We start from the raw sequence: 24773 nt of genomic DNA, 5'->3' as shown, positions 1-24773 counted from the left end.
ATCCAGTCGGATTCCGACGCCAACCGCATGTTCGGCCGACGCCAACCGCATGCTGGGCACCGGCACCGGCACCGGCACCGGCACCGGCACCGGCACCGGCACCGTGGAGGGGCTCGGCCTCAGCCTCAGCCCCGGGCCACGATCCGGTCCAGACGGCGCAGCGACAGCCGGATCATGAGGTCCAGCACGCGCGCGGCGAACGGGGCCGTCACGGCCTTGGGCAGCGGGCCGGCGAGGTACACGTCCTCCCACCAGGTCACGGCGCACCGGGCGACCGGCTCGTGCGGCGACGCGGCGGGCAGGTGATGGCCGGCGAGGGGCACGACGACGATCCCCGCCTCCCCGAGCAGCGCCGGCCCGAGCTTCAGGTAGGTCGCGCGACCTGCCTGTCCCTCGGCCCCTGGCGGCTCCCACCGCGTGATCCGCATCCGGTCGGGGAAGCCCGGCGCACCCTGCGGGGCGAACGGTCCCGAGACCATCGTGAACTCAGCCCCGACCCCGGGCCGCCAGGTCGTCGCAGGCACCGGTGAGCCACCGGCCCCGTGGAACACACCGCGGCTGAGCGGCACCCACCGCGGGTGCGTCCGTACGTCCGCGACGAGCGCGAACGCGCGCTCGGCGCTGATCGGGAGCACGTGCGTGAGCTCGACCCGTCCGGGCGTGCGAACCCCCGCCTTGTCCCCAGGTGTCACGAGGACTTCTTGGGGCGGCGCCACCGCACCGACCGGATGCCCCGTGGCGGGCCGTCCGCCCCGGTCCTGCCACCGGCCCGTCGTGCGGCGGCTCGCTCGGCGGCCTCGTCGACCACTCCCGGTCCCGCACCCGGCACCGGGGCGTCGACGACGCCGAGCCGGTCGGCAGGTGCGGGGACGAGCAGCGGGGGAGCGGAGCCGTCGGGCACCTCGACGACCTCCAGCACGGGCCGGAACCCCAGGGGAGGCGGACCGAAGGCCCGCCTCGTCTGGCTGATCACGGTCTTGCCGAGGGCCCGCGATCCCGCTACCCCCACGACCGCACCCACGCCGAACGGCACGAGCCGCCCGATCGCGAGGCCGCCGTGCTTGACCATCTGCGTGCGCAGGAACTTGTTCGTCAGGGCCTTGTTGACCTGCTTGATCGTGCTCGACGGCATGCTCGTCATGAGGACCTTGCCCCAGGCCATGGCGGACCCGCCCACAGCCTTCTCGACCTGCTGCGACCCCTTGTCCCCGAGGACCGACGCGAGGAGGAGGGCGCGGCGGCGCGCGGCGTCGTCGACCTCGAAGCCGTACACGTCCGCGACCGCGAGCGAGAACGCCGCCGAGGACCCGAAGTACGTCGCGACGTCGCTCGCGGTCAGCGCGATGCCCACGCCCGTGCCGACGGCCGGGAAGGCCGCGGCCGCCCCCACCGCGCCGCCGGCCGTCCCGATGACCATGAGGTACTCGCGCTCGAGGATGCCGATGATCTGCGCGGGGGTCGCGTGCGGGTTGCGGCGGCGCAGGCCGTCGACGTGCGCGTGGATGGCCGACGACGGGATGGTGACCGCCTTGTCCAGGGCGGCGTCGAGCAGGGGCGTGCCGCGCAGGTCTCCCCAGTCGTCGGTCGGCGCCCCCTCGGGGACGTCCTGGACGGCCGTCAGGCGCGTGTGCGGCTGCGGCACGGGTCGTACGCTGTCCGACGTTCCCCAGACGGCCATCTGGGCGTCGGTGTCCTTCTTCTTGCGACCCATCGGACGACTCCCTCCTGTGGCTCCTGGTGACCCCACGACCCGTGGCCGCGGGGTCAGGCGGCGATCACTCGCCGACCGCACCCACGACCGGGCCGAAGGTGTGCTCCACTGTCGCACCGTTCTTGACCGTTCGCCCCACGGTGCACGTGGTCTCGATCGCGCGGTCCGCGACCTTGAGGAGACGCTCGCGCGCGTCGTCCTCGAGGCCCGTCAGGTCGATCTCGAAGTGCTCCGTGATGGCCGTGTAGCGGTCCTCGGCCATGTCCTTGGCGCCGTCGACGCGGATCGTCACCTCGTAGTCGTCACCGAGGCGGCGGGCGAAGGGAGCGTCGCTGCTCATGCCCGCACACGCGGCCAGCGCGATCTTGAGGAGCTCGCCCGGGGTGAAGACCGCGCCCGCGCTCGCGGGGCCGATCGACACGCTCGCGCCGCGCGCCGAGAAGCCGGTGTAGGTGCGGGTGCCGGTGCGCTCGACCCACAGGGCGTCCGTCGGTGACGGGGACGACGCGGGGATCTCTTCGGCGGCTGTGGGGTTCGTCATGCTGCTGATCTTCCCATCCTCGGGGCCGTGCCGATCCGGGTGCTCGGACCGCAGGACGCCCGGTGGTCCGGAGCGCGCCGCGGTGATCGGGTTGCCTACACTCGCAACATGCCTGAGCAGCAGCCGATTCCCACGCCCTACGAGGACCTCCTCCGGCTCGTCCTGGAGACCGGGACGCACAAGTCGGACCGCACGGGGACGGGGACGCGCAGCGTCTTCGGCCACCAGATGCGCTTCGACCTGTCGCAGGGCTTCCCGCTCGTGACGACCAAGCGCGTGCACCTGAAGTCGATCGTCTACGAGCTGCTGTGGTTCCTGCGCGGCGACTCGAACGTGCGCTGGCTCCAGGAGAACGGCGTGAAGATCTGGGACGAGTGGGCCGACGAGGACGGCGAGCTCGGCCCCGTCTACGGCGTCCAGTGGCGCTCGTGGCCCACGCCCGACGGCCAGCACGTCGACCAGGTCAGCCAGGTCCTCGAGACCCTGCGCACCAACCCGGACTCGCGCCGCATGATGGTCTCGGCGTGGAACGTGGGCGAGCTCGGGGGCATGGCGCTGCCACCCTGTCACATGATGTTCCAGTTCTACGTCGCCGACGGCAGGCTCTCGTGCCAGCTCTACCAGCGCAGCGCGGACCTGTTCCTGGGCGTCCCGTTCAACATCGCCTCCTACGCGCTGCTCACGCACATGGTCGCGGCGCAGTCAGGGCTCGAGGTCGGCGACTTCGTGTGGACGGGCGGCGACTGCCACATCTACGACAACCACGTCGAGCAGGTGCGCGAGCAGCTCAGCCGTGAGGCCTATCCGGCCCCGACGCTGCGCCTGGCTCCGCGCGACTCGTTGTTCGACTACACGTACGAGGACGTCGAGGTCGTGGGCTACCAGCACCACCCGACGATCAAGGCCCCGGTGGCGGTGTGAGCCGTCCGGCGCTCGGGCTGGTCTGGGCCCAGGCGCGCGACGCCGCGGGCCGTCCCGTGATCGGTGCCCGCGGCGGGATGCCGTGGCACCTGCCCGAGGACCTGGCGCACTTCCGCCGCGTCACCACGGGTCACCCGGTGGTCATGGGTCGCGTCACGTGGGACTCGCTCCCGCCGCGCTTCCGTCCCTTGCCGGGACGGCTCAACGTGGTCGTCACGCGCCAGGAGGGCTGGGTGCCCGACGGCGCCGCCCACCCGGGCGGAACCGGCACCGGCGTCGTGGTCGCCCCGTCCGTCGAGGAGGGGCTGGCGCACGCGTCGGCCGCCGCCGAGGAGTCGGGCTCGGGGCAGCTCTGGGTCATGGGCGGCGCGCAGGTCTACGCCGCGACCCTGCCCCTCGCGGACCGCTGCGTGGTCACGGAGATCGACCTCGTGGTGGACGGCGACGCCTTCGCGCCCGCGCTCGGGGCCGGTCCGGACGGTGACTGGGCGCTCGCGGGCGGCGCGTCGAGCGATCCCGGCACGGACGGGGACGGATGGCAGGCCTCGGCCGACGGCGTCAGGTTCCGGTTCCGCACGTACGAGCGACGGCCCTAGCCGGGCAGGGCCGGACCAACCCGGCCGCGTCCTCGTCTGCGGGTGCGCTTCCGGGCATGCGGGTCGATCCTTGTCGTGCACCGCGACCTGCGACCCCGGAGGCCCCGCATGACGACCGAGACCACGCTCGCCGAGTCCTTCGACGGACGCCGGTTCACGTACCGCCTGCCGAGGGAGTCGAGCATCGGGCCGGGGGACTTCGTGACGATCGGCGTCACGTTCCCGGAGGCGGCCGAGCACCCCGGCGACGCCCTGGTGATGGGGCAGGTCCTGACGCGTGCGACCAAGGCGGGTGACGCCGTCGGGCACGGGCGGGTCCTCGGGGAGCTGCGCCCGGACGGCACGGTGGCCGGGTCCGGGGGCGACCCGTTCACGTCGCACGACCTCGCGCCTGCCGGGGCCGGCGTGCTCGAGGCGCTCCAGGCGCGCGAGCGCGCGACCCTGCGCATCGGCGAGCTGCACCACAGCCGCGGGAACGTCGACGCCCTGCTCCAGCCGCACCGCTTCAACCGGCACACGTTCCTGTGCGGGCAGTCGGGGTCGGGCAAGACGTACGCGCTCGGGGTGCTCCTCGAACAGCTCCTCATCGACACCGACCTGCCCATGGTCATCCTCGACCCGAACTCCGACTTCGTGCGGATCGGCGAGCTGCTCGAGACCGCGTCGCCCGACGACGCCGCGCGTCTTGGCGAGCTCGACGTGCGCGTCCTGCGCAACGACGGCGACCACCACCCCGTGACCGCCCGGCTGACCGCCATGGAGGCCGCGAGCCAGGCCGCCGTCCTGCAGCTCGACCCGCTGACCGACCGCGGCGAGTACAACACGTTCCTGCGGATGCTCGAGAGCGCCGAGGGGCCGGGGGACCTCGCGGGCGCGGTCGGCGCGGCCGCGGCAGGTCACCGGAGCATCGCGGCCGAGGGCATGCTCAACCCCCACTCGATCCCCTCGGCCCTGCGCGCGACGGGGGAGCCCGACGCGCTGCGCCTCGCCCAGCGGGTCGAGAACCTGGGGATCCTGGACTGGGACGTGTGGGCGGGTGTCGGGCAGTCGGTCAGCGAGGTGCTCGACGAGGGGCCGCGCGCGGTGGTGGTCGACCTCGGCAGCCTGCACACGCACGAGGAGCAGCTCGCGGTCTCGCTCGCGCTGCTCGACGACCTGTGGGCGGGCCGGGCCGAGCGCAAGCCGCGCCTCGTCGTGATCGACGAGGCGCACAACGTGGTCTCGGCCGAGCCCGCGACCCAGCTCCAGCGCCTCACGACCGAGCGCGTGATCCAGATCGCGGCCGAGGGGCGCAAGTTCGGGCTGTGGCTGCTGCTCTCGACCCAGCGGCCCTCCAAGATCCACCCCAACGTGCTCTCGCAGTGCGACAACGTGATCGTCATGCGCATGAGCTCGCCCGCCGACCTGGCTGAGCTCGAGGCCGTCTTCGGCTTCGCGCCGCCCGAGCTCCTCGCGGCCACGCCCTTCTTCCGGCAGGGCGAGGCGCTCGTCGCGGGAGGGTTCGTGCCCGCCCCGGCGATCATCCAGATGGGAGCGCGGCGAACGGTCGAGGGCGGCTCGGACGTGCCGGTGCCGATGCCGGGCTGACGGGTCCCCGCGTGCCCGGCAGGCGTGCGACCACCGTGAGGCCGCCACCCTCGCGCGGCTCGGCCGTGACCTGGCCGCCGTGGGCGGCCGCGACCGAGCGGACGATCGACAGCCCCAGCCCGACGCCGCCGCGCACGTAGCCCCCGCGGCGGTCGGCCACGGCGCCGTCGCGGCCGAGCCGCCGGAACGGCTCGAACAGTGCTTCGACCTCGTAGGACGGCACGACGGGGCCCGTGTTGGACACCGCGACCTCGACCGAGCCGGCCGGTCCGGGGCGCGTCGCGACGGCCACGCGGCCGCCCGGCTCGTTGTAGCGCACGGCGTTGTCGACGAGGTTCTGGACGAGGCGTTCGAGCAGGACCGCGTCGCCCTGCGTCGGGGTCGTCTCGGCGTCGAGGTGCAGGTCGACGCCGCCGTCCCGGGCCGCGATCCCGGCGGTCGCGAGGGCCTGGGCGGCGACCTCGGCGAGGTCGACGGGCTCGGGGACGAGCGGCGCCTGGTCCACGGCGGCGAGCGTCAGGAGGCCTTCGATGAGGCGCTCCTGGCGTGCGTTCACGGCGAGCAGCGTCGTCCCCAGGTGGCGCGCGTCGTCGTTTGTGCCGGGGTCGTCGAGCGCGACCTCGAGGACGGTACGGGTGATCGTCAGCGGGGTGCGCAGCTCGTGCGACGCGTTCGAGACGAACCGTCGCTGGCCGTCGAACGCCCGGTCGAGGCGTTCGAGCATCTGGTCGAACGTGTCCGCGAGGTCCTTGAGCTCGTCGTCGGGGCCCGTGTGCGCGATGCGCTCGTGCAGGTTGTCGTCCGCGACGCGGCGGGCCGTGGCCGTGATCCGGTGCAGCGGGGCGAGCGCGCGCGACGACATGACCCACCCGAAGCCGACCGCGAGGACCCCGATCCCGAGCAGCGCGAGGATCGACCACGTGAGCACGTTGCGCAGCGTGGCGTCGCGGGCCTCCTGGTTGTTGAGCTCGACGACCCGGCGCAGGTCCGCGAACGGGTCGGCCGCGGACGAGAGGGGCATCGCGGGGTCGACCGTCTCCGCGGCGTGCAGCGGGAAGGTCTGCCCCGCGGTCAGCTCGGCAGTCAGCGACGGGTCGAGGGTCGAGTACGTACCGAGGCCGGACGCCTCGACCGCGCCCACCGCGAGGCCGACCGAGTCGACGGGCTGCCGGTCGATCGCCGTCGCGAGCAGGACGTACAGGACCGCGATGAGCACGGCACCCGCGACGACGAACGCCACGGCGTAGACGGCCGTGAGCCGGGCCCGCAGGGTCGGGCGAAGCGCGAGGCGGGGGAGCCTCACGGGACCCGGTACCCGACGCCCGTGACGGTCTCGACGAGCGACGCCTCCCCGAGCTTGCGGCGCAGCTGCTTGATGGTGAAGCGCACGACGCCCGTGAAGGGGTCGATGTTCTCGTCCCACACCTTCTCGAGGAGGTGCTCGGCCGACACCGGCCGTCCGTCGGCGCGCAGCAGCTCCTCGAGGACGCCGAACTCCTTGCGCGACAGGTGCACGAACGTGCCCTCGCGGTAGACCTCGTGCCGGCTCGTGTCGAGGCGCAGTCCCGAGCGTTCGAGCACGGGTGGGGCGGCCGGCCGGGCGCGGCGTCCCAGGGCGCGGACGCGGGCGCTCAGCTCGGCGAACGCGAACGGCTTGACGAGGTAGTCGTCGGCGCCGAGGTCGAGCCCGGTCACCCTGTCCAGCACTCCGCCCGACGCCGTGAGCATGAGGACGCGCGAGTCCCCGTCCGAGGCCACGATCGCTCGGCACACGTCGTCGCCGTGGACGCCCGGCAGGTCCCGGTCGAGCACGACGACGTCGTACGCGTTCACGTCGATCCGGGCCAGGGCCTCGTGCCCGTCGAGCGCGACGTCGACCGCCATCGCGAGGCGTCGCAGGCCCGTCGCGACGGCCTGCGCGATGAGCTCCTCGTCCTCCACCACCAGTACTCGCACACCAGGAGCATGACGGTGAGCACTGTGAGATCTCTGTGAGGTCGCGGCTCACGAGGGCCTCACAGGGGGGCGGGTGGACTGCTCCTGAACCCGTTCCCGACGTGAGGATCATCATGAACAGCTCCCAGACCCGCCCTGGTGGGACGGCCCGCCCCGTGGCGCGCCGTCGCTCGGCCGCCGCGGCCTTCGTCGTCGCCCTGCTCACGGTCACGCTCTCGGCCTGCGCGCCCGACGACGCCCCGGACGTCGCGAGCGCCGGCGGCGGGAAGGGCGAGACCAGCCCGGGGGAGGACAAGAAGTCGTTCGAGGACATGACCGACGCCGAGCGCGACGACATGGCACGACAGTTCGCGAGCTGCATGCGCGACAACGGCGTCGACATGCCCGACCCGGACACCGACGGGGGGCTGTCGGTCACGTCGGGCACCGCCGAGGCGGGCAGCATGGACGAGATGGACGCGGCCTTCGACGCCTGCAGGGAGTTCATGCCGAACGGCGGGGAGCCCATGAAGATGACCCCCGAGGACCTCGAGGCCCAGCGTGAGTTCGCCAAGTGCATGCGCGAGCACGGCATGGACATGCCCGACCCGGACCCGAACGGCGGGATGACCGCGGCCGGCGAGGTGGGTGACGACATCGCGGCCTTCGAGACCGCGCTCGAAGCGTGCAACGAGCCTGGGTCCGCCGGGCTCGGTGTCTTCGAGAGCGTGCCCGGAGGTGGCGAGTGAGCCGCCGGAGCGCGGTGCCCGGGGCGCCCGCTCCGAAGCGCCGCCGCGGGCTGGTGGTCGGTGGGATCGTGGGCACCGTGGTGATCGGCGCGGGCATCGTGCTGGCACTGACGGGGTTCGGCCGCGGGGACGACCCGGCACCCGCCGCGACCGGTCCCGAGGAGACCGCGACCGTGACCCGGCAGACCCTCGTGCAGCGCTCGACGGTCAAGGGCACGCTCGGCCACGGCGAGGCCGTCGCTCGCGGGTACCAGGGGGCCGGCGGAGCCGACGGTGGGGGCGGGGGGACGGTGACGTGGCTGCCGGACGTGGGCGACGTCGTCGACCGTGGGGGAGTGCTCTTCAAGGTCGACGAACGCCCGACCGTCCTCCTGCTCGGCACGCTGCCCGTGTACCGCGAGCTGGGCACGGGCGCCGAGGGCGAGGACGTGCGCCAGCTCGAGGAGAACCTCAAGGCCCTCGGCTACACGGGCTTCACCGTGGACACGAAGTTCACGGGCTCGACCGCCCAGGCGGTCACGAAGTGGCAGAAGGACCGCGGCGTCGAGAAGACGGGCACGGTCGGTCCGTCCGACGTCCTCGTGGCCGAAGGACCGGTGCGGGTCGACGCCCTGAAGGTGCGCGTCGGGGACGCCGCTGCCGCGGAGATCCTCACGACGACGGGTGTCGACCGGGCGATCTCGGTCGACCTCGACATCAGCGACCGCGACCGGGCCGTCGAGGGCGGCACCGTGACGGTCGAGCTGCCGGGAGGTGCGACGACGGAAGCGGTGGTCTCCGCCGTCGGGAGTCCCGAGGTCGTCGAGGACGAGAGCGGCATGCCCGGCGCCTCCGACAAGACCACGGTCCCCGTGACCGTGACGCTCCCCGACGGGACCGACGCCGACCCCGGCTCGGTCAAGGTCACGTTCGTCGCGGCCGAGCGCCCCGACGTCCTCACCGTGCCCGTCGCGGCGCTCCTCGCGCTCGCCGAGGGCGGGTACGGGGTCGAGGTCGTCGAGGACGGCACGAGCCGGATCGTGGCCGTGGAGACCGGGATGTTCGCCGACGGGAGCGTCGAGATCACGGGCGACGTGGTCGAGGGCGACGTCGTCGGGATGCCGTCGTGAGCGCGCTCGCCGTGGCGCGCGACGCCGTCGCCCACCCGCAGACCTGGGGCACCGCCACGGGCGCGGGCTCGCCGGGCACCGACCCCGGCGCGGGCGGCGGGCCCGTCGTGACCCTGCACGAGGTCTCCCGGGTCTTCCCGGGCGGGGTCGCCGCGCTGCGCGACGTCCACCTGGACGTCCACCGCGGCGAGCTGCTCGCGATCGTGGGGCCGTCGGGCTCGGGGAAGTCGACCATGCTCAACGTCATCGGGACGCTCGACCGGCCCACGTCGGGCCGGGTCCTGATCGACGACTTCCTCGTCGAGGACCTCGACGACCGCGAGGTGTCCGCGCTGCGCGCGAGCCGCATCGGGTTCGTCTTCCAGCAGTTCCACCTGGCGGTCGGGGTCTCGGCCCTCGACAACGTCGCCGACGGGCTGCTGTACCGGGGCGTCGGGCGACGCGAGCGACGCCGTCGGGCCGCCGAGGCCCTCGAGCGCGTGGGGCTCGGACACCGGTCGACGCACCGCCCGCACGAGCTGTCGGGCGGCGAGAAGCAGCGCGTCGCGATCGCGCGCGCCGTCGTCGGGGACCCGCCCCTGCTGCTCGCCGACGAACCCACGGGCGCGCTCGACACGGCCGCCGGGGCCGGCGTCATGGGCGTGCTGCAGGGTCTCAACGCGGCCGGGACGACGGTCGTCATCATCACGCACGACCGCGAGCTCGCAGCCTCCCTGCCCCGGCAGGTCGCGATGCGCGACGGCGAGATCGTCGCGGACGGCACCCTGCCCCCGAGCGGTGCGGGAACCGTCCTCGCGAACGTCCCGGCGACGGCGACCGACGAGGAGGCACCGTGCTGACCACGCTGCGCCCCGCGCGCCTCGGCCCGCCCGACGTCCTGCGCGTCGGCGCGACCGGGCTGCGCACCCGCCCGCTGCGGGCCGTGCTCTCGGCCCTGGGCATCGCGATCGGCATCGCGGCGATGGTCGCGGTCGTCGGGATCTCGAGCTCGTCGAGGGCAGAGCTCGACCGGACGCTCACGGCCCTCGGGACGAACCTCCTGCGCGTCGCGCCCGGGACCGACCTGTTCGGGGAGGCCGCGACCCTGCCGCCCGAGTCCGTCGAGATGGTGCGGCGGATCGCCCCGGTCGAGAACGCGACGTCGGTAGCCCAGCTCGACGCCAAGGCGTACCGCTCGGACCTGGTCCCGACGGGGGAGTCGGGAGGTATCGGCGTCTACGCGGCGGACCTCGACCTGCTCGAGTCCGTCGGTGGCACGGTCGCGGACGGCGCCTGGCTCTCGGAGGCGACGGCGCGGTACCCGGCCGTCGTCCTGGGGCACACGACCGCGAAGCGCCTGGGGATCACGACGCCGGACCCGGCCGTCAAGGTGTGGATCGGCGGCGAGTGGTTCACGGTCGTGGGCATCCTCGACCCCGTGCCGCTCGCCCCGGAGATGGACCTGGGTGCGCTCGTGGGTCGCGAGGCCGCGGTGACCTACCTGGACTGGGACGAGCTGCCGACCATGATCTACACGCGCACCCGCGAGGACGCCGTCGAGCAGGTCCGCGGTGTCCTCGGCGCCACGGCCAACCCGCAGGCGCCCAACGAGGTCGACGTCTCACGCCCGTCCGACGCGCTCGCGGCCCAGCAGGCCACCGACGAGGCGTTCACGGGACTGCTCGTCGGGCTCGGGGCGGTCGCGCTGCTCGTGGGCGGGATCGGGGTCGCGAACACCATGGTCATCTCGGTCCTCGAACGACGCGCCGAGATCGGCCTGCGCCGCTCGCTCGGCGCGACCCGGGGTCAGATCCGCGGGCAGTTCCTCGTGGAGTCGCTGGTGCTCTCGCTCATGGGCGGGGCCGCCGGGGTCCTGATCGGGATCGGTATCACGGCCGGGTACGCCACGTCCCAGGAGTGGCCGGTCTCCGTCCCGCCCGTGGTCGTGGTGGGCGGGCTCGTCGCGACGCTCGGGATCGGCGCGGTCGCGGGCCTCTACCCCGCGGTCAGGGCAGCACGGATGTCCCCCACGGAGGCGCTCACGGCGGTCTGACCCGCCCGGCGGGTCGTCAGAACGAGCGTGAGCCAGGGCTCACGCTCGTTCCGACAACCCCCCGGGCGTCCACCACCGTGGGACGGCGGCGCAGCCACGCCCCCGACGGCGTAGCGTGCGAGCCGCCGTCGCCGCACCGCCGGGCGCCGTCGGCCCGAGGCGGCCCGCCCCACGCGGTCCGGTCGCCCGCACGACGACAGGGGAGACATGCGCGCGCGAGCCGACCGACACCTGACCGCGACCACGCTCGGGGCGGCGATCCTCGCCGTCGGGCTGGGGGCGTGCTCTCCCGGGGTGTCCGAGCCCGCCGAGACGCAGCCCGATGCCACCGCGGTCGAGGCACCCCCGGCGGACCCCGTCGAGCCCGTCGGCGCCGACGCGAACCCCTTCCTGGCGGGCGCGCCCTACGCCCACCCGGACACGCAGTCCGTGCACGCCGCCGAGGCGCTCCGGACGAGCGACCCCGACGCCGCCGCGGCGCTCGACGTCATCAGCGAGGCGGGCGCGTCCCTGTGGGTCGGGGACTGGTTCGCGCCGGCGGAGGCCGAGACCCTCGTGCGCGACTACGCGACCGCCGCCAACCAGGCCGGACGCACCGGCATCGTCACGCTCTACGCGATCCCAGCCCGCGACTGCGGGTCCTTCTCCGCGGGCGGCCTGACCCCCGAGGAGTACCCGGCGTTCGTCCAGGCGGTCGCCGACGGGCTGCGCGGCACACGCACCGCCGTCGTGCTCGAACCCGACGCCCTGCCCGACCTCGGTGCGTGCCCTGAGCAGGGCGACCGCGCCGGGCTCCTGCGCCAGGCCACCGCGGCGCTCGCGGACGCGGGCGCGAGCGTGTACCTCGACGCCGGGAACTCGGCGTGGGTCGACGCACCGACCATGGCCGACCGGCTGCGGCAGGCCGGGATCGACGACGCCCGCGGCTTCGCGACCAACGTCTCCAACTACCGCACCACGGCCGACGAGCGCGCCTACGCCGACCGGCTCGCCGCGCTCCTCGGGACGCACTACGTCGTCGACACGTCGCGCAACGGGCTCGGGCCCCTGGGCGACGGGCCGCTCGACTGGTGCAACCCCGCAGGTCGGGCGCTCGGAGAGAAGCCCGGTGCGGTCGACGACGGCAGCGCCCTCGACGCGTACCTCTGGATCAAGGTCCCCGGAGAGTCCGACGGCGAGTGCGACCGCGGCGACCCGGCCGCCGGCACGTTCTGGCCCGAGTACGCGATCGGGCTCGTGGAGCGCGCGGGTTGGGACACTGCCGGGCCGGGACGCTAGGCTGTCGGGCGTCCCACCGGGCCCGATCCGCCGTGTTCGCGCCCACGCGCCTGTAGCTCAGGGGATAGAGCACCGCTCTCCTAAAGCGGGTGTCGCCAGTTCGAATCTGGCCAGGCGCACCACCACACCCCGCGACATCAGGTCGGGACCATCCCGCCTCACCGCTCCTCGTGCCGCTCGACCGGCACCTCGGGCGCCCGGTCCTGCGCCACCACCACCCGCTCCGCGAACTCCTCGACCGCCGTGACGACCGCGTCGAACCGCATCGAGTGGAACAGGTCGAACCCGTGCTGCGCCCCGGGTAGCTCGGCGTACACGACCGGGCTCGTCGAGGTTCCGCGCAGTCCCGCGACGAAGTGCCGCGCCCCCTCGACGGGGACCAGGGTGTCCTGGTCGCCGTGCACCACGAGGAACGGGGGCGCGTCGGGTCGCAGGTAGTCGCCCGGCGCCGACTCGACACCCGGGTCGCGGCCGCTGCCGTAGTACTCGCCGAAGTAGCCGTAGAGGCACACGGCCCCGACCACGGTGGTGTCGGCGTCCTCGAAGCCGGGCTGGAACCGCGGGTCGCGGGGAGTGAGGGCCGCGAGGGACGCGAGGTGCGCGCCCGCGGAGCTGCCCGCGACGAGGACGCGGGAGGTGTCGGCCCCGTGCTCGGCGCCGTGGGCCCGGACCCAGGCGAGCACCCGCTTGGCGTCGATCAGGTGCCCGGGGAAGTTCGTCGTCGGGCGCAGGCCGTAGTTCGCGCTCACGCACACCCACCCGCGGCGCGCGAGCCGCGACAGCATCGCGCGGGCCTCGAGCTCCTTACGTCCGCTCACGTAGCCGCCGCCGTGGAAGTAGACGAGAGTCGGGCCGTCGGCCGGACGCGACCGGGGGCGGTAGACGTCGAGCCGGCGCTCCCGGCGACCTGGCTCCCCGACGTTCCCGTCGTCCCCGACGTCGCCGCCCCCGCCGCCCCCACCCTCGACTTCCTCGCCATAGGCGAGGTCGGCCAGCCGCTCGACGTCGCGCCGGCGCACCGCGAACGGCGCCAGGAGGATCTGCGTCCAGGGCAGGCGGCGGTTCGTGACCGTGCCCGGCCCCACGTGGAGGTCGTCGACCAGAGCATGGTCGAGCACGGGCGCCGCCCGCAGGCCGCGTCGGGCGACCAGGAGCAGGCCGAGCGCCGTCAGCACGGCCAGGACGAGCGTGACGCGCCCTCCCGTTGCCCCGAGGTCGCCGTCGGCGACCGCGACCGCCGTGATCGCACCGAGGGCGAGGAGCAGGGCGAACGGCTGCTCGTTGACGAGGACGCTCATCCGGAAGGCGAGGCGTCCCAGCCGAGGAGGTCGGCGGGCGGGGGTGAGCGACGCCGTCGTGCAGCAGGCGACGAGCAGGACGGGCACGAGGTACCCGATGGGCATGGCGGCTCCTTCGCTGCCGGTGGGTGCGGCGCACCCCTGGTTCCCGGTCTACACCGGCGCGCCCGGAGGTGCGCGCCGGGCCGTCCGGTCGCAGCGGCGGCCTGGTTTCAGCGCGGCGGGCGAATGCGGCTCGCGCCGCACCGGCTCAAAGTAGTTGAAAGGCGAACTGAATTCCTGGCGGGTGCCGGATCGGTAGGAGATCCGGGACGGCTCGGACCGGGTGCGAGTTTTCGGCAGCGCCCACTTTTGTGGGCGATTCCCCGAGCAGCCCCGGCGGGACGGGCAACGATCACCGGACCTCATGTCCCCGACCTGGGGGCGTGCCCGGGCCGACGTGTCACCAGGTCGCCATGGTGAGGCGTGGCTGGGGCGGCGGATCCTCCACGATCGCGGGCAGACGATTCGTCGCACCTTTCCGGAATCGATGTCCACGGCGCCGCGCATCGGCCTCGCGGTTCCCCGGGTGCTATTTCTGGCTGTCGCCGCGCGCATTGATGAGCCGTTCTCCATGCACATTTACGGGGCCGATGACAAAGACCCGCTCGGTCGGACCGCACGTCCGCTCTCGGCCTTCGACAAACCTTCGTCCATCTGCTGATCGCGACCCGTCCGCGAGACGCCCCACCAGCGGGTTCAGCGCGGCGGCCCCCTCTAGGCTGGAGGGGCTTCCGGGGATGGCCGGGGGCCATCGCCGGAAGGGCATCACGCATGAGCGACGTTCTGCACGACGACCGTAGGACCGACCCGCCGGGCATCGAGGGGTTCCGGCACAGCAGGCAGTGGGTGTTCGGCACCATGCTGGTCTCCGCGCTGATCAGCCTGACCGCCTCGTTCGTCCTGTCCTACGACGCGGTCCTGCTCGCGGCGAACCCTGCGGCCGAGCTCTCGTGCAACGTCAACGAGGTCCTGTCCTGCGGTGCTGTCGGGGTCGCGTGGCAGTCGTCGCTGTTCGGCTTCCCCAACGCGTTCCTGGGGCTGATCGCGGAGCCCGTGGTGATCACGATCGCGGTCGCGAGCCTGGGAGGGGTGCGGTTCCCGCGCTGGTTCATGTTCTCCGCACAGGTCGTGTACGCGCTGGGCCTGATCTTCGCCTACTGGCTCTTCTACCAGTCGATGTTCGTGATCGGCGCGCTGTGCCCCTGGTGCCTGCTGGTCACGCTCTCGACGACGCTCGTCTTCATGACGCTGCTGCACTGGAACATCATCGAGGACAACCTGTACCTGCCGGCCAGGGCGCAGGAGCGTGCGCTGTCCTTCGTCCGCTCGGACGCGGACGTGTTCCTGACGGCGACGTGGGTCGTCCTGATGATCGCGGGCGTCCTGCTCAAGCACGGGTCCAAGCTCTTCGGCTGAGCACCGCGAGCGGTCGGGCCGGGGGAGGTCCTCGGCCCGACGGCGCCGCTCGGTCGTCCAGGAACAATCCGCCGCATCTAACTGGACGCTTGTCCATCTCTGCGTCACCGTGGTCGTCCTCACATTTGACGAATGCGCGAAGACCTTGCAGAATCATCTCTGACGGTGCGTATCGCCTGCCCCCTGCGCGGTGCGCACCGTCCTCTCACTCTTCCCGGCCCTCCCCCCGTGCGACGACGCACGCGAGGTAGCAGGCGCCGTCCCCCCTCAGAACTCCCGGTCCGCGGCCCTCGGCCCCGTGACCGACCAGAAGTCACCGCCCACGGCGTGCCGGTCCCCGATCCTGCCGACCGGGCGGTTAGCGTGCGAGAGTGAACGCAGCCGCCCGCAACCCATCAGCCCGCGAGACCGTGGCCGATCCCGCCCGGCCGCTCACCGACCAGGACGCGCACGAGCGTGCCGCCCGCGGTGCGGCCCCGGACGTCGACGGCCCCACCACGCTCGCGAGGCCCACCCTCGTCGAGGCGCCGACCACGGCCGAGCTCGTCGAGGACGCCGTCCGGTCGTGGCGGGCCTCGCTCGTCGAGCTCGCGGGCGGGTCGTCGCTCGCCGACATCGGCCTGCTGGGCGACGCGGTCGTCGACCTCACGGCAGCCCACCCCTCGGGGGTGGCGCAGCTCTTCGCCGGGCGCCCGACCCGTCTGTCCAACCTGTTCCGCGAGGGCGCGTCGTTGCCTGCCGCCCGACGCCGGGCGCGCGCGGTCGTCGTCCGCTCGCAGGAGCACGCCCAGCGGTACGGCGTCGCGCCCACCTACCTCGCGATCGGCGTCACGACCTGGACCGAGGGCGAACCCTCGCGCCTCGCGACCGACGACGTCGCCGCCCTCGCGCACGTCGCGGGCACCACGTACAGCCGGACCATCGACGGCGCGACGGGCCTGCCCGCAGGACCCGTCGCCGAGGACCCGGCCGACCCGGCGCAGACCGCGACCACCCCGCCCACGGGGAGCGGCGCCGTCGGGCAGGGGGAGGGGCCCGCGCGCGACGGCGCCGAAGGACCCGACGCCGAGCCCACCCTCCCGCGGACCGTGCGCGCCCCCGTCCTCCTGCGCCCCCTCACGCTCACCCCGCGCGGCGACAGCGAGACCGACTACGACCTCACGCTCGAGCCGACCGTCGAGATCAACCCCGTCCTGGCCCGCACGCTGCGCGCCCACGGCGGCCTGATCGACCCCGTGACCCTCGCGCGCAGCGCGTTCACGCCCGCAGGCTTCGACCCCTCCGACGCGCTGGCCCGCATCACCGCCGTGGGCAAGGCCGTGCTGGGGGACTTCGAGCTCGCGCAGCGCGTCCTCGTCGGGACCTTCGTCCACCCCGGCCAGGTCCTCGTCGACGACCTCGACGAGCTGGCGTCGGGCCTCGAACGGCACGAGGTCGTCGCGGCCCTCGCCGGCTCCGAGGAGGCCGCGACCGCGCTCGCGCGCGAGCTCCCGGCCCCGCGCGTCGGCGACGCCGACCCGACCCAGGAGCGGGGCGTGGGCGACCTCGACCCCGCGCAGCGGCACGTCATCGACGCGCTCGCGACCGGCAGCCACCTGTTCGTCGACGCGCCCCCCGGGGCCGACACCGCAGGAACCATCGCAGCCGTCGTCGCCGAGGCCGCGGCGAGCGGCCGCAGCATCCTCTACGTCCCGGGCCACCGACGCTCCGCGGAGACCCTCTCGACCCGGCTCGCCGCGCTCGGCCTCGACGGGCTGCTGCTCGACATCGCCCCCGAACCCACGTGGCGGACCACGGCCTCGCAGCGCCTCCTGGGGGCCATGGCCGCCGAGGGGGAGACGGTCGACACCGACGCCGTCGCGCGCGTCCGCGACGGACTGCTGGGTGCGCGCGCACAGCTCTCGGGCTACATCGAGTCCCTGCACCTGGTCCGCGAGCCCTGGGGCGTGTCCGCCTACGCGGCACTGCAGGCCCTCGCCCGGCTCACCGCGCAGCGCCCCGCCCCCGGCACGACCGTCCGCCTGGGCCCCGAGGTCACGGTCCGCATCGGCGCCGAGCGCCGGGCCGAGCTCTCGGCCCGCCTCGTGCGCGCCGCCGAGGTCGGGGCCTTCACGCTCCGCTCGACGTCGACGCCCTGGTTCGGCGCGGACATCACGAGCGCCGAGAACGCGCAGGACGCCCTGCTGCGGGTCCAGCGGCTGTCGGGGCAGACGCTGCCCCAGCTCCGCGAGCAGGTGGCCTCCGTCGCGACGACGACGGGGCTGACCACCGCCACGACCGTCCGGCAGTGGGGCGACCAGCTCCGCATGCTCGGCGGGATGCGCGGGACGCTCGACGCGTTCCAACCCATGATCTTCGAGCGCACCGCGACCGACCTCGTCGAGGCGACGGGCACGCGCGAGTGGCGCGCGGAGAACGGCATCGACATGGGCTGGGGGCTCCGCCGACGCCTGCGCCGGCAGGCCAAGGACATGCTCCGCCCAGGCGTCCGCGTCCCCGACCTGCACGCCGCGCTCATCCAGGTCCAGGCGCAGCGCGCGGTCTGGCAGGCGCAGTGCCCGCGCGGCGGGTGGCCGACCCTCCCCGAGGGGCTCGCCGCGATCGAGGACACGTACGAAGCCGTCCGGATCGACCTCGAGTACCTCGACCCCGTCCTCGCCACGACCCCCGTCGGGTCCGACCTGCTCGACCTGCCCATCAGCGAGCTGGCCGTGCGCCTCGCGAGCCTCGGCGAGGACCAGGAGGCCCTCGACAACCTGCCCGCGCGGACCTCCGCGCTGCGGACCCTGCGCGACGAGGGCCTCGGCGACCTGCTCGACGACCTCTCGGCCCGCCGCGTCGAGCCCGAGCTCGTGGGACCCGAGCTCGACCTCGCCTGGTGGAGCTCGGTGTTCGAGCAGATCCTCGCGCAGGACCCGGCGCTCGCGGGCCAGGACGGCGCGGGCCTCGAAGCGCTGGCACGCCGGTTCCGCGACCTCGACCGCACGCACGTCGCCGCACTGTCCGCCCCGGTCCGGCTCGCGGTGCGCGAGCACCTCGGCGCCGCGATGCGCGACCACCGGGCCGAGGCCGAGGCGCTGTTCACCGAGCTCCTCGAAGGCCGGATGACGAGCCTGCGCGACGCCCACGAGCGCTACCCCGAGGTGCTGCGGCGTCTGCGGCCGTGCGTCGTCGCGTCCCCGACCCTGGTGCCGCACCTGTTCACCCCGACGCGCACCGTCGACCTCGTCATCCTCGACGCCGCGCAGCACATCCCGGTCGAGCTGGTCCTGTCCTCGCTCGCGCGCGGTCGTCAGGTCGTCGTGTTCGGCGACCCGCGGGCCGCCTCGGGCACGACCGTGGGCGAGCTCGCGGAGATCCTGCCGACCGTCGCCCTGTCCGCGGGCGGGACCCGCCGCGACCCCTACCTCACGGCCTTCCTCGCCGCGCACGGCTACGAGGGCGTCCTGCGCCCGAGCCCGCTGCCCCGGGCCGAGCCGCTCGTCCACCTCGACCTGGTCGACGGTGCCGGCATGCCGGACCCGGCGTCCGGGGCGGTCGAGAGCACGCAGGCCGAGGTCGACCGCGTCGTCGAGATCGCGATCGAGCACGCCATGACCCGACCCGAGGAGTCGCTCGCGATCGTCACGGTGAGCTCGGTGCACGCCGACCGGATCCGTGACGCGCTCCTCGGCGAGGTCCGGCAGAACCCGGCCCTGGCCGTGTTCTTCTCGGGCGCTCGCGCCGAGCCCGTCGTGGTCGCCGAGGTCTCGGGCGTCGCGGGGCTCACCCGGGACGCGATCGTCCTGTCCATCGGGTACGGGCGGACCCCGCACGGTCGCGTGCTGCACCGCTTCGGCGTGCTCAACGCACCGGGCGGCGACGCCATGCTCCTCGACACCCTGGGCTCGACCCGTCGGCGCCTGCACGTCGTCACGTGCTTCACGGCGTCCGACCTCGACCCCGAGCGTCTGCGCGGGCGCGGGGCCAAGCTCCTCGCGGAGGTCCTCGACCTCGCCGAGCAGCGCAGCGGCCGCGCCGACCAGGTCACGCTCGGCAACGGCGTGGACGTGGGCGGCAACCCCGACCGGCTCGTGATCGACCTCGCGGAGCGCCTGTGGCGTGCGGGGCTCGTGGTCGAGACGGACTACGGCGTGGTCGGCGGCGACCGGATCCCGCTGGTCGTCGGTCACCCCGACATCCCGGGCGAGCTGCTGGTCGCGGTCCTGACCGACGACGACGCCTACGTCGCCGAACGCAGCGTGCGGGTGCGCGACCGCCAGCTCGCCGAGCGTCTCGAGCGCACGGGCTGGGTCGTCGCGCAGGTGTGGTCCGCTGCGGCGTTCCTCGACCCCGCGAAGGAGGCCGAGCGCATCCGCCGGGTCGTCCAGGCGGTGCGCGACGCGCGGCTGCCGGAGATCGGCGGGATCGCGCAGACGGGCGGGCGCGACCGCATCGTCGTCGTGCCGACGGTCGCGGACGACGAGTTCGGGACGGACTGACGGGTCGGCCGGGGTCGGCCGTTCGCATCGTGGCCGGCGGGGGCCAGGGGACGCGTCGGGGCCGGCCGGGGCGCTGAGACAATGGGGTCGTGACCCCCGTCGATCCTGCCCCTGCCCCCGACGCCCCGGCCGACCCGGCAGCGCCCACCGCGCCGCGCCGTCGGTCGCGCCGCGTCGTGCGCCCGGGCACCGAGCAGGCGGGCGTCGCGGGCCTGGGGTCCGACGACGACGCCGCGGTCTGGGGCGACGTCCGACCGGGCGCGTCGACCGACAGCCACGACGCCGAGCTCTTGCGCGACGTGCCGCCGCACTGGTCCTGAGGGTCGCTCGGCCTGCTCTGCCTGCTCTGCCGGTCCCGCTCGACGCCCGCTGCGGGTGTGGCGTGGCCCGAGTACGAACGCCCCGCCGGAAGACCGGCGGGGCGTTCGTGGACGGCGCGTGAGCGGTCAGGGGCCGCCAGGACCGTCGGTCGGGCCGCCGAACGGGCCGGTGCCCGTCGCAGGACCGGCGGGACCAGCGCCGCGCGCGTTCTGCGCGGCCAGCAGGTCGCGGATCTCCTGGAGCACCAGGACGTCCTCGGCGGGGGCCGCGGGGGCGGCCTCCTCGCCCTTCTTGCGCCGGGCCGCCAGGTGGTTCATGGGCAGCACGATGACGAAGTAGAGCGCCGCTGCCACGCAGAGGAACTTGAAGAGCGCGTCGAGGACGAGGCCGAAGCTGAAGATCGCCTCGTTGACCTCGAACGTCCAGACCTTGCTCAGGTCCTGCTTGCCGAAGATCGCCGCGACGAGCGGGTTGATGAGGCCGTCGACGATCGCCGTGACGACCTGGGTGAAGGCCGCACCGATCACGACACCGACCGCGAGGTCGATCGCGTTGCCGCGGAGCACGAAGTCCTTGAAGCCGTTGAACACGTTCTGCATACGGGGTTCCTTTCGAGAGGGCGCGGACCGGGTGCGCGCGGCGGTCTCGCGGCGGCGCCCGTGGCACGAGCGAGGTCCGGACGTGATCCTTCCATGCTCGTTGCGGCGCGCATCCGCACGTCTCGGAGGCCGCGGTCCGGCTCAGGGCACCAGGACCACCGACAGGCCGCCCCAGTCGCCGACCCCGGCGAGCGCGGCGGCCTCCTGCGGGAGCACGGCGACGAGCGTGACGCCGCCCTCGGGCGTCCCGCCACCGAGCAGACCACCGGGCGAGGCTGCCGCCGGGGTCCCCGCCACCACGAGGGCGCGCCGCGCGAGGTGGCTGCCGGTCCCGGTCTCGCCGCTGGCCGTGGCCGCGAGCAGGTCGACCCGGTCGCCGGGATGTAGGAGCGCCGCCACGTCGGGGTCGGAGAGCCGCACGGGCGCCACGACGGTCCCGGTGGGGGCCATGGCGGCGAGGTCGCCCGCGGCGACGAGCGAGGGGGAGAGCGTCTGGCCGGGCGGCAGGGCGACCGAGGTGGTTCGCCCGACGGCGTCGCTCACCCTGGTCAGCGAGGTCTGCGGGGCGAGCGCGGCCGCGACGTGCACGACCGTGACGTCCTCCTCGACGAGCACCGTGCCGGCCTCGACCGCACGCGCCGTCGCGACCACGGGCCGGGTGTCCGGCGGGGGAGGGCTCAGGCGGTCGACCACGACGGCGGCGACCAGTCCGCAGCCCAGGGCGAGCGCCACGAGACGTGCGCGCCAGACGAGGGCGCGCAGGCGCCGTCGGGCAGTGGATGCACGGCGGCCCGACGGGCCGGTCGCGGTCGATGCAGGAGGAGCCATGCGGCGACGCTAGGTGCCCGCCGGGGCGGCCCGCGGCGCGGCGCGGCGGCCTGTGGACAGGCGCCTCGGGGGCCTACCTGTGCACGGTCCGGAGTGCGGTCAGCTCGCGGACGGCGTCGAGGAGCCCGACGAGCTCGACGACGAACCGCTCGACGACGACCCGGTGCTCGACGACCCCGAGGACGAGCTGCTCGACGAGTCGGACGACTTCGCGGGCGTCGCGGGCGTGGTCGAGCCCGTGCTCGACGACTTCGAGGAGCGCGAGTCGGTGCGGTAGAAGCCCGAGCCCTTGAAGGTCACGCCGACCGACGAGAAGACCTTGCGCAGGCGACCGCCGCACTCGGGGCACACGGTGAGCGCGTCGTCGGTGAACGCCTGGTGGATGTCGAAGGCGTGGCCGCAGGCAGTGCACGTGTACGCGTAGGTGGGCACGGTCTCTCCTCAGAGGTCGCGGGGGTGGGTGCGGTCGTCACGGGGCGGGTGCGAGCCTGCTCCGCGGCGTCCGGCGTGCGCGTCGGGTCGACGGCAGGACACAGCCGGACTGGCACTCGGGTCTTCTGAGTGCTAATCATACGCCTGGCCCGCCCGGGGTAGTCTCGCACCGTGTCTGCTGATGTCCCCGCCGGAGTCCACGGCGACCCCCCGCCGCCCGTCCCTGCTGCCCGCCGGGGAGGTTCTCGCGCCCGTCGCGGCATCATCGCGATCGCCGCGCTCGTCGTCGTGCTCCTGGTCGCGGCGTCGGTGTTCACGGTCGTCACCGTCCGCCGACCGCTCCCGCAGACCGACGGCACCCTCACCCTGACGGGCCTCGACGCAGAGGTCAGCGTGCTCCGCGACGCGCAGGGCGTACCGCAGATCTACGCCGACACGCCCGAGGACCTCTTCCGCGCCCAGGGCTACGTCCAGGCGCAGGACCGCTTCTTCGAGATGGACTACCGCCGCCACGTGACCGCGGGTCGTCTGGCCGAGCTCGTGGGCGACTCCCAGGTCGCGATCGACGCGGACAAGGTCACGCGCACGTTCGGCTGGCGCCTGGTCGCCGAGGAGGAGTGGAAGATCCTCGCCCCCGAGACCAAGGCCTACCTCCAGGCCTACGCGGACGGCGTCAACGCCTACCTCGATGACCGCGACCCGAGCGAGATCGCGCTCGAGTACACGGTGCTCGGCACGAGCGTCTCGGTGCCGGACCCCGAGCCCTGGGACCCGATCGACTCGCTCGCGTGGCTCAAGGCCATGGCCTGGGACCTGCGCGGAAACTACGACGACGAGCTCGAGCGCGCCATCGCGTACGGCGGCTTCGCGGGAGCCTCGAGCGGAGCCCAGGACCCCGCCAAGGTCGCGCAGGACGTGGCCCGTGTGGGCACCCTCTTCCCCGCGTACCCGGCCCAGGCGAACCTCCCCATCCTCGACCCGTCCGAGGTGCCGACCACGAGCGAACCCGTCCAGGTCGAGGGCGCGGAACAGACCGCGTACGCGCCGACCCTCGCGGGCAGCGAGCTCCAGTCGGCCGTCGCCGCGGCCGACGCCGCGCTCGCGGCCGTGCCCGTGCTCGTCGGACGCGGCGAGGGCACCGGGTCCAACTCGTGGGTCGTCTCGGGCGAGCACACGGCCAGCGGCAAGCCGCTGCTCGCCAACGACCCCCACCTGTCCCTCCAGGCCCCCAGCGTGTGGGCCCAGGTCGGCCTCCACTGCAACGAGGTGAGCCCGGCCTGCGGGTTCGACGTCTCGGGGTTCTCGTTCGCGGGCTTCCCCGGCGTGATCATCGGGCACAACGCCGACCTGGCCTGGGGCCTGACGAACATGGGCGCCGACGTCACCGACTTCTTCATCGAGCGCGTGCGTGACGACACGTACCTGCGGGGCGACGACTGGGAGCCTCTCGAGACCCGCACCGAGACCATCAAGGTCAACGGCGGCGAGGACGTCGAGCTCAAGGTCGCCTCGACGGTCCACGGACCGATCGTCTCGACGGTCCTGCCCATGGACAAGGTCGCGGCCTCACCGACCGAGGGCACCCCTCTCGGCGACTACGAGGTCTCGCTCCGGTGGACCGCGCTCGAGCCCGGCCGCACCGCCGACGCCGTCTTCGCGTTCAACCTCGCGGCGGACGCCGAGGACATGAAGGCCGCCGCGGCCCTGTTCGAGGTCCCCGCCCAGAACATCGTCTTCGCGACCACGGACGGGCACATCGGCTACCAGGCGCCGGGCCGGATCCCGGTGCGCGCGAACGTCGAGGGGCCCGTGCCGTCGGACGGCACGTGGCCGCGACCCGGGTGGGACGAGCGCTACGACTGGACCGGCTACGTGCCCGCCGCGCAGATGCCGGGCGTGGTCGACCCCGAGGAGGGGTTCGTCGTCGCGGCGAACCAGGCGGTGCTCCCGGCAGGGACCACCCCGTTCCTCACGACGGACTGGGACTACGGCTACCGCTCGCAGCGCATCCGGACCCTCCTGCAGGAGGAGATCGACTCGGGCCGCAAGGTCGACGTCCAGACCATGAACGAGATCCAGAACGACGACTGGAGCCCGTACGCCGCGGCCCTCGTGCCCCTCCTGCTCGAGCAGGACATCGAGAACAGCAAGGGGGTGCGCAACGACTTCGCGGCCGAGGGGCAGGACCTCCTCGCCGACTGGGACCAGCACATGGACAAGGACTCGGCCGCGGCCGCGTACTTCGCCGCGGTGTGGCGCAACCTGCTCGAGATCACGTTCTGGGACGACCTGCCGGAGAGCATCCGTCCCGCGGGCGGCAGCCGCTGGCTCGCCGTCGTGCAGAACATGCTCGCCGACGAGACCAACGCGTTCTGGGACGACCGCCAGACCGTGAGCGTCGTCGAGACCCGCGACGAGGTCCTCAACCGGGCGATCACCTCGGCCCGCCTCGACCTGACGACCGAGCTGTCGAAGAAGACGACCGACTGGGAGTGGGGCAAGCTCCACACGCTCTCGCTCGGTCACGTGGTCCTCGACAACGACGCCGTCCCGGGCTTCGTCCGGGCCTACGTGAACCCCCGCACGGTGGCCATGCCGGGAGGCTCGTCGATCGTCAACGCGACGTCGTGGGACGCGGCCTCGGGCAGCTTCGAGGTCACGTCGGGTCCGTCGATGCGCATGGTCGTCGACCTCGCCGACCTGGACGCCTCGACCTGGGTCACCGTCACGGGCACCTCCGGGCACCCGGCGTCCAAGCACTACGAGGACCAGCTCGGCACGTGGGCCGCGGGCGAGACCTACGCGTGGCCGTTCACGGCCGAGGCCGTGCGCTCCGGCACCAAGGACACGCTCACGCTGGTCCCCTGACGGGTGCGGGGGGGGGGGGGGGGGGGGGG

The 24773-nt window shown here is 73.8% G+C and carries 22 protein-coding genes and 1 tRNA gene; 14 read left to right on the top strand and 9 right to left on the bottom strand.

Annotated elements, in window-relative coordinates:
* Positions 1 to 125: 125 nt before the first annotated feature.
* The 3 genes from H9640_RS12740 to H9640_RS12730 all read right to left on the bottom strand — a co-directional run bounded on the left by H9640_RS12740 (position 126) and on the right by H9640_RS12730 (position 2252).
* Entirely contained in the window at positions 126 to 692 is a 567-nt protein-coding gene (locus tag H9640_RS12740) for an SRPBCC family protein (RefSeq protein WP_191791068.1), read from the bottom strand.
* A complete protein-coding gene (locus H9640_RS12735; protein WP_191791067.1) occupies positions 689 to 1711 on the bottom strand; it encodes a hypothetical protein in 1023 nt (340 codons plus the stop codon). The genes H9640_RS12740 and H9640_RS12735 overlap by 4 nt, the downstream gene beginning before the upstream one ends.
* A gap of 64 nt (positions 1712 to 1775) precedes the next feature.
* Entirely contained in the window at positions 1776 to 2252 is a 477-nt protein-coding gene (locus H9640_RS12730) for an OsmC family protein (protein ID WP_191791066.1), read from the bottom strand.
* A 108-nt stretch (positions 2253 to 2360) separates the two neighbouring features.
* Here H9640_RS12730 and H9640_RS12725 point away from each other — a divergent pair, with 108 nt between their 5' ends.
* The 3 genes from H9640_RS12725 (at position 2361) to H9640_RS12715 (ending at position 5356) form a co-directional block, all read left to right on the top strand.
* Positions 2361 to 3173, top strand: coding sequence for a thymidylate synthase (locus H9640_RS12725; protein WP_191791065.1), 813 nt, complete (start codon positions 2361 to 2363; stop codon positions 3171 to 3173).
* Positions 3170 to 3769, top strand: a complete 600-nt coding sequence (locus H9640_RS12720; RefSeq protein WP_191791064.1) for a dihydrofolate reductase — start codon at positions 3170 to 3172, stop codon at positions 3767 to 3769. The genes H9640_RS12725 and H9640_RS12720 overlap by 4 nt, the downstream gene beginning before the upstream one ends.
* Positions 3770 to 3877: 108 nt before the next feature.
* On the top strand, positions 3878 to 5356 hold the full coding sequence (locus H9640_RS12715; protein ID WP_225227135.1) for an ATP-binding protein: 1479 nt from the start codon (positions 3878 to 3880) through the stop codon (positions 5354 to 5356).
* Here the strand turns inward: H9640_RS12715 and H9640_RS12710 are convergent.
* Both H9640_RS12710 and H9640_RS12705 read right to left on the bottom strand, forming a co-directional pair.
* Entirely contained in the window at positions 5289 to 6659 is a 1371-nt protein-coding gene (locus H9640_RS12710; protein ID WP_191791063.1) for a sensor histidine kinase, read from the bottom strand. The genes H9640_RS12715 and H9640_RS12710 overlap by 68 nt on opposite strands.
* Complete coding sequence (locus H9640_RS12705; protein ID WP_191791062.1) at positions 6656 to 7312, bottom strand: response regulator transcription factor; 657 nt, start codon at positions 7310 to 7312, stop codon at positions 6656 to 6658. Before H9640_RS12705 ends, H9640_RS12710 begins: the two co-directional genes overlap by 4 nt.
* Positions 7313 to 7425: 113 nt before the next feature.
* Here H9640_RS12705 and H9640_RS12700 point away from each other — a divergent pair, with 113 nt between their 5' ends.
* The 6 genes from H9640_RS12700 to H9640_RS12675 all read left to right on the top strand — a co-directional run bounded on the left by H9640_RS12700 (position 7426) and on the right by H9640_RS12675 (position 12581).
* Complete coding sequence (locus tag H9640_RS12700; RefSeq protein WP_191791061.1) at positions 7426 to 8040, top strand: hypothetical protein; 615 nt, start codon at positions 7426 to 7428, stop codon at positions 8038 to 8040.
* Entirely contained in the window at positions 8037 to 9149 is a 1113-nt protein-coding gene (locus H9640_RS19690) for a peptidoglycan-binding protein (RefSeq protein WP_318243769.1), read from the top strand. Before H9640_RS12700 ends, H9640_RS19690 begins: the two co-directional genes overlap by 4 nt.
* Positions 9146 to 9988, top strand: a complete 843-nt coding sequence (locus tag H9640_RS12690; protein WP_372440766.1) for an ABC transporter ATP-binding protein — start codon at positions 9146 to 9148, stop codon at positions 9986 to 9988. The genes H9640_RS19690 and H9640_RS12690 overlap by 4 nt, the downstream gene beginning before the upstream one ends.
* The gene (locus H9640_RS12685; RefSeq protein ID WP_318243768.1) at positions 9982 to 11181 is read left to right on the top strand and encodes an ABC transporter permease; all 1200 of its coding nucleotides are present in this window, start codon (positions 9982 to 9984) and stop codon (positions 11179 to 11181) included. Before H9640_RS12690 ends, H9640_RS12685 begins: the two co-directional genes overlap by 7 nt.
* 207 nt (positions 11182 to 11388) lie before the next feature.
* Positions 11389 to 12459 (top strand): glycoside hydrolase family 6 protein, encoded by a 1071-nt coding sequence (locus H9640_RS12680; protein ID WP_191791060.1) that lies wholly within the window; start codon positions 11389 to 11391, stop codon positions 12457 to 12459.
* A gap of 46 nt (positions 12460 to 12505) precedes the next feature.
* A tRNA-Arg gene (locus tag H9640_RS12675) sits at positions 12506 to 12581 on the top strand.
* Between the two features lie 36 nt (positions 12582 to 12617).
* Here H9640_RS12675 and H9640_RS12670 read toward each other — a convergent pair.
* A complete protein-coding gene (locus H9640_RS12670; RefSeq protein ID WP_191791059.1) occupies positions 12618 to 13862 on the bottom strand; it encodes an alpha/beta hydrolase in 1245 nt (414 codons plus the stop codon).
* A gap of 301 nt (positions 13863 to 14163) precedes the next feature.
* On the opposite strand from H9640_RS12670, the gene H9640_RS12665 reads away from it, so the two are divergent.
* The 4 genes from H9640_RS12665 to H9640_RS12650 all read left to right on the top strand — a co-directional run bounded on the left by H9640_RS12665 (position 14164) and on the right by H9640_RS12650 (position 20016).
* Positions 14164 to 14460, top strand: a complete 297-nt coding sequence (locus H9640_RS12665; RefSeq protein ID WP_191791058.1) for a hypothetical protein — start codon at positions 14164 to 14166, stop codon at positions 14458 to 14460.
* A 110-nt stretch (positions 14461 to 14570) separates the two neighbouring features.
* A complete protein-coding gene (locus tag H9640_RS12660; protein ID WP_191791057.1) occupies positions 14571 to 15215 on the top strand; it encodes a vitamin K epoxide reductase family protein in 645 nt (214 codons plus the stop codon).
* Positions 15216 to 15586: 371 nt separating this feature from the next.
* Positions 15587 to 19696 carry a hypothetical protein gene (locus H9640_RS12655; protein ID WP_318243767.1) on the top strand — a complete coding sequence of 1370 codons (4110 nt, stop codon included), beginning with the start codon at positions 15587 to 15589 and terminating at the stop codon, positions 19694 to 19696.
* Positions 19697 to 19785: 89 nt separating this feature from the next.
* Positions 19786 to 20016, top strand: coding sequence for a hypothetical protein (locus H9640_RS12650; protein WP_191791056.1), 231 nt, complete (start codon positions 19786 to 19788; stop codon positions 20014 to 20016).
* Positions 20017 to 20142: 126 nt separating this feature from the next.
* Here H9640_RS12650 and mscL read toward each other — a convergent pair whose 3' ends face one another.
* The 3 genes from mscL to H9640_RS12635 all read right to left on the bottom strand — a co-directional run bounded on the left by mscL (position 20143) and on the right by H9640_RS12635 (position 21876).
* Complete coding sequence (gene mscL, locus H9640_RS12645) at positions 20143 to 20616, bottom strand: large conductance mechanosensitive channel protein MscL (RefSeq protein ID WP_191791055.1); 474 nt, start codon at positions 20614 to 20616, stop codon at positions 20143 to 20145.
* Between the two features lie 141 nt (positions 20617 to 20757).
* Positions 20758 to 21444 carry an SAF domain-containing protein gene (locus tag H9640_RS12640; protein ID WP_191791054.1) on the bottom strand — a complete coding sequence of 229 codons (687 nt, stop codon included), beginning with the start codon at positions 21442 to 21444 and terminating at the stop codon, positions 20758 to 20760.
* A 99-nt stretch (positions 21445 to 21543) separates the two neighbouring features.
* Positions 21544 to 21876, bottom strand: coding sequence for an FmdB family zinc ribbon protein (locus H9640_RS12635; protein WP_191791053.1), 333 nt, complete (start codon positions 21874 to 21876; stop codon positions 21544 to 21546).
* Positions 21877 to 22047: 171 nt separating this feature from the next.
* Between H9640_RS12635 and H9640_RS12630 the strand changes: the two genes are divergently transcribed.
* Positions 22048 to 24744 carry a penicillin acylase family protein gene (locus H9640_RS12630; RefSeq protein ID WP_191791052.1) on the top strand — a complete coding sequence of 899 codons (2697 nt, stop codon included), beginning with the start codon at positions 22048 to 22050 and terminating at the stop codon, positions 24742 to 24744.
* Positions 24745 to 24773: the final 29 nt, after the last annotated feature.

Origin of the sequence: Oerskovia gallyi (assembly GCF_014836745.1) — a bacterium.
GTDB lineage: Bacteria > Actinomycetota > Actinomycetes > Actinomycetales > Cellulomonadaceae > Oerskovia > Oerskovia paurometabola.
The sequence above is the reverse complement of the archived record's forward strand: the minus strand, read 5'-3'. Positions and strand labels throughout refer to the sequence as shown.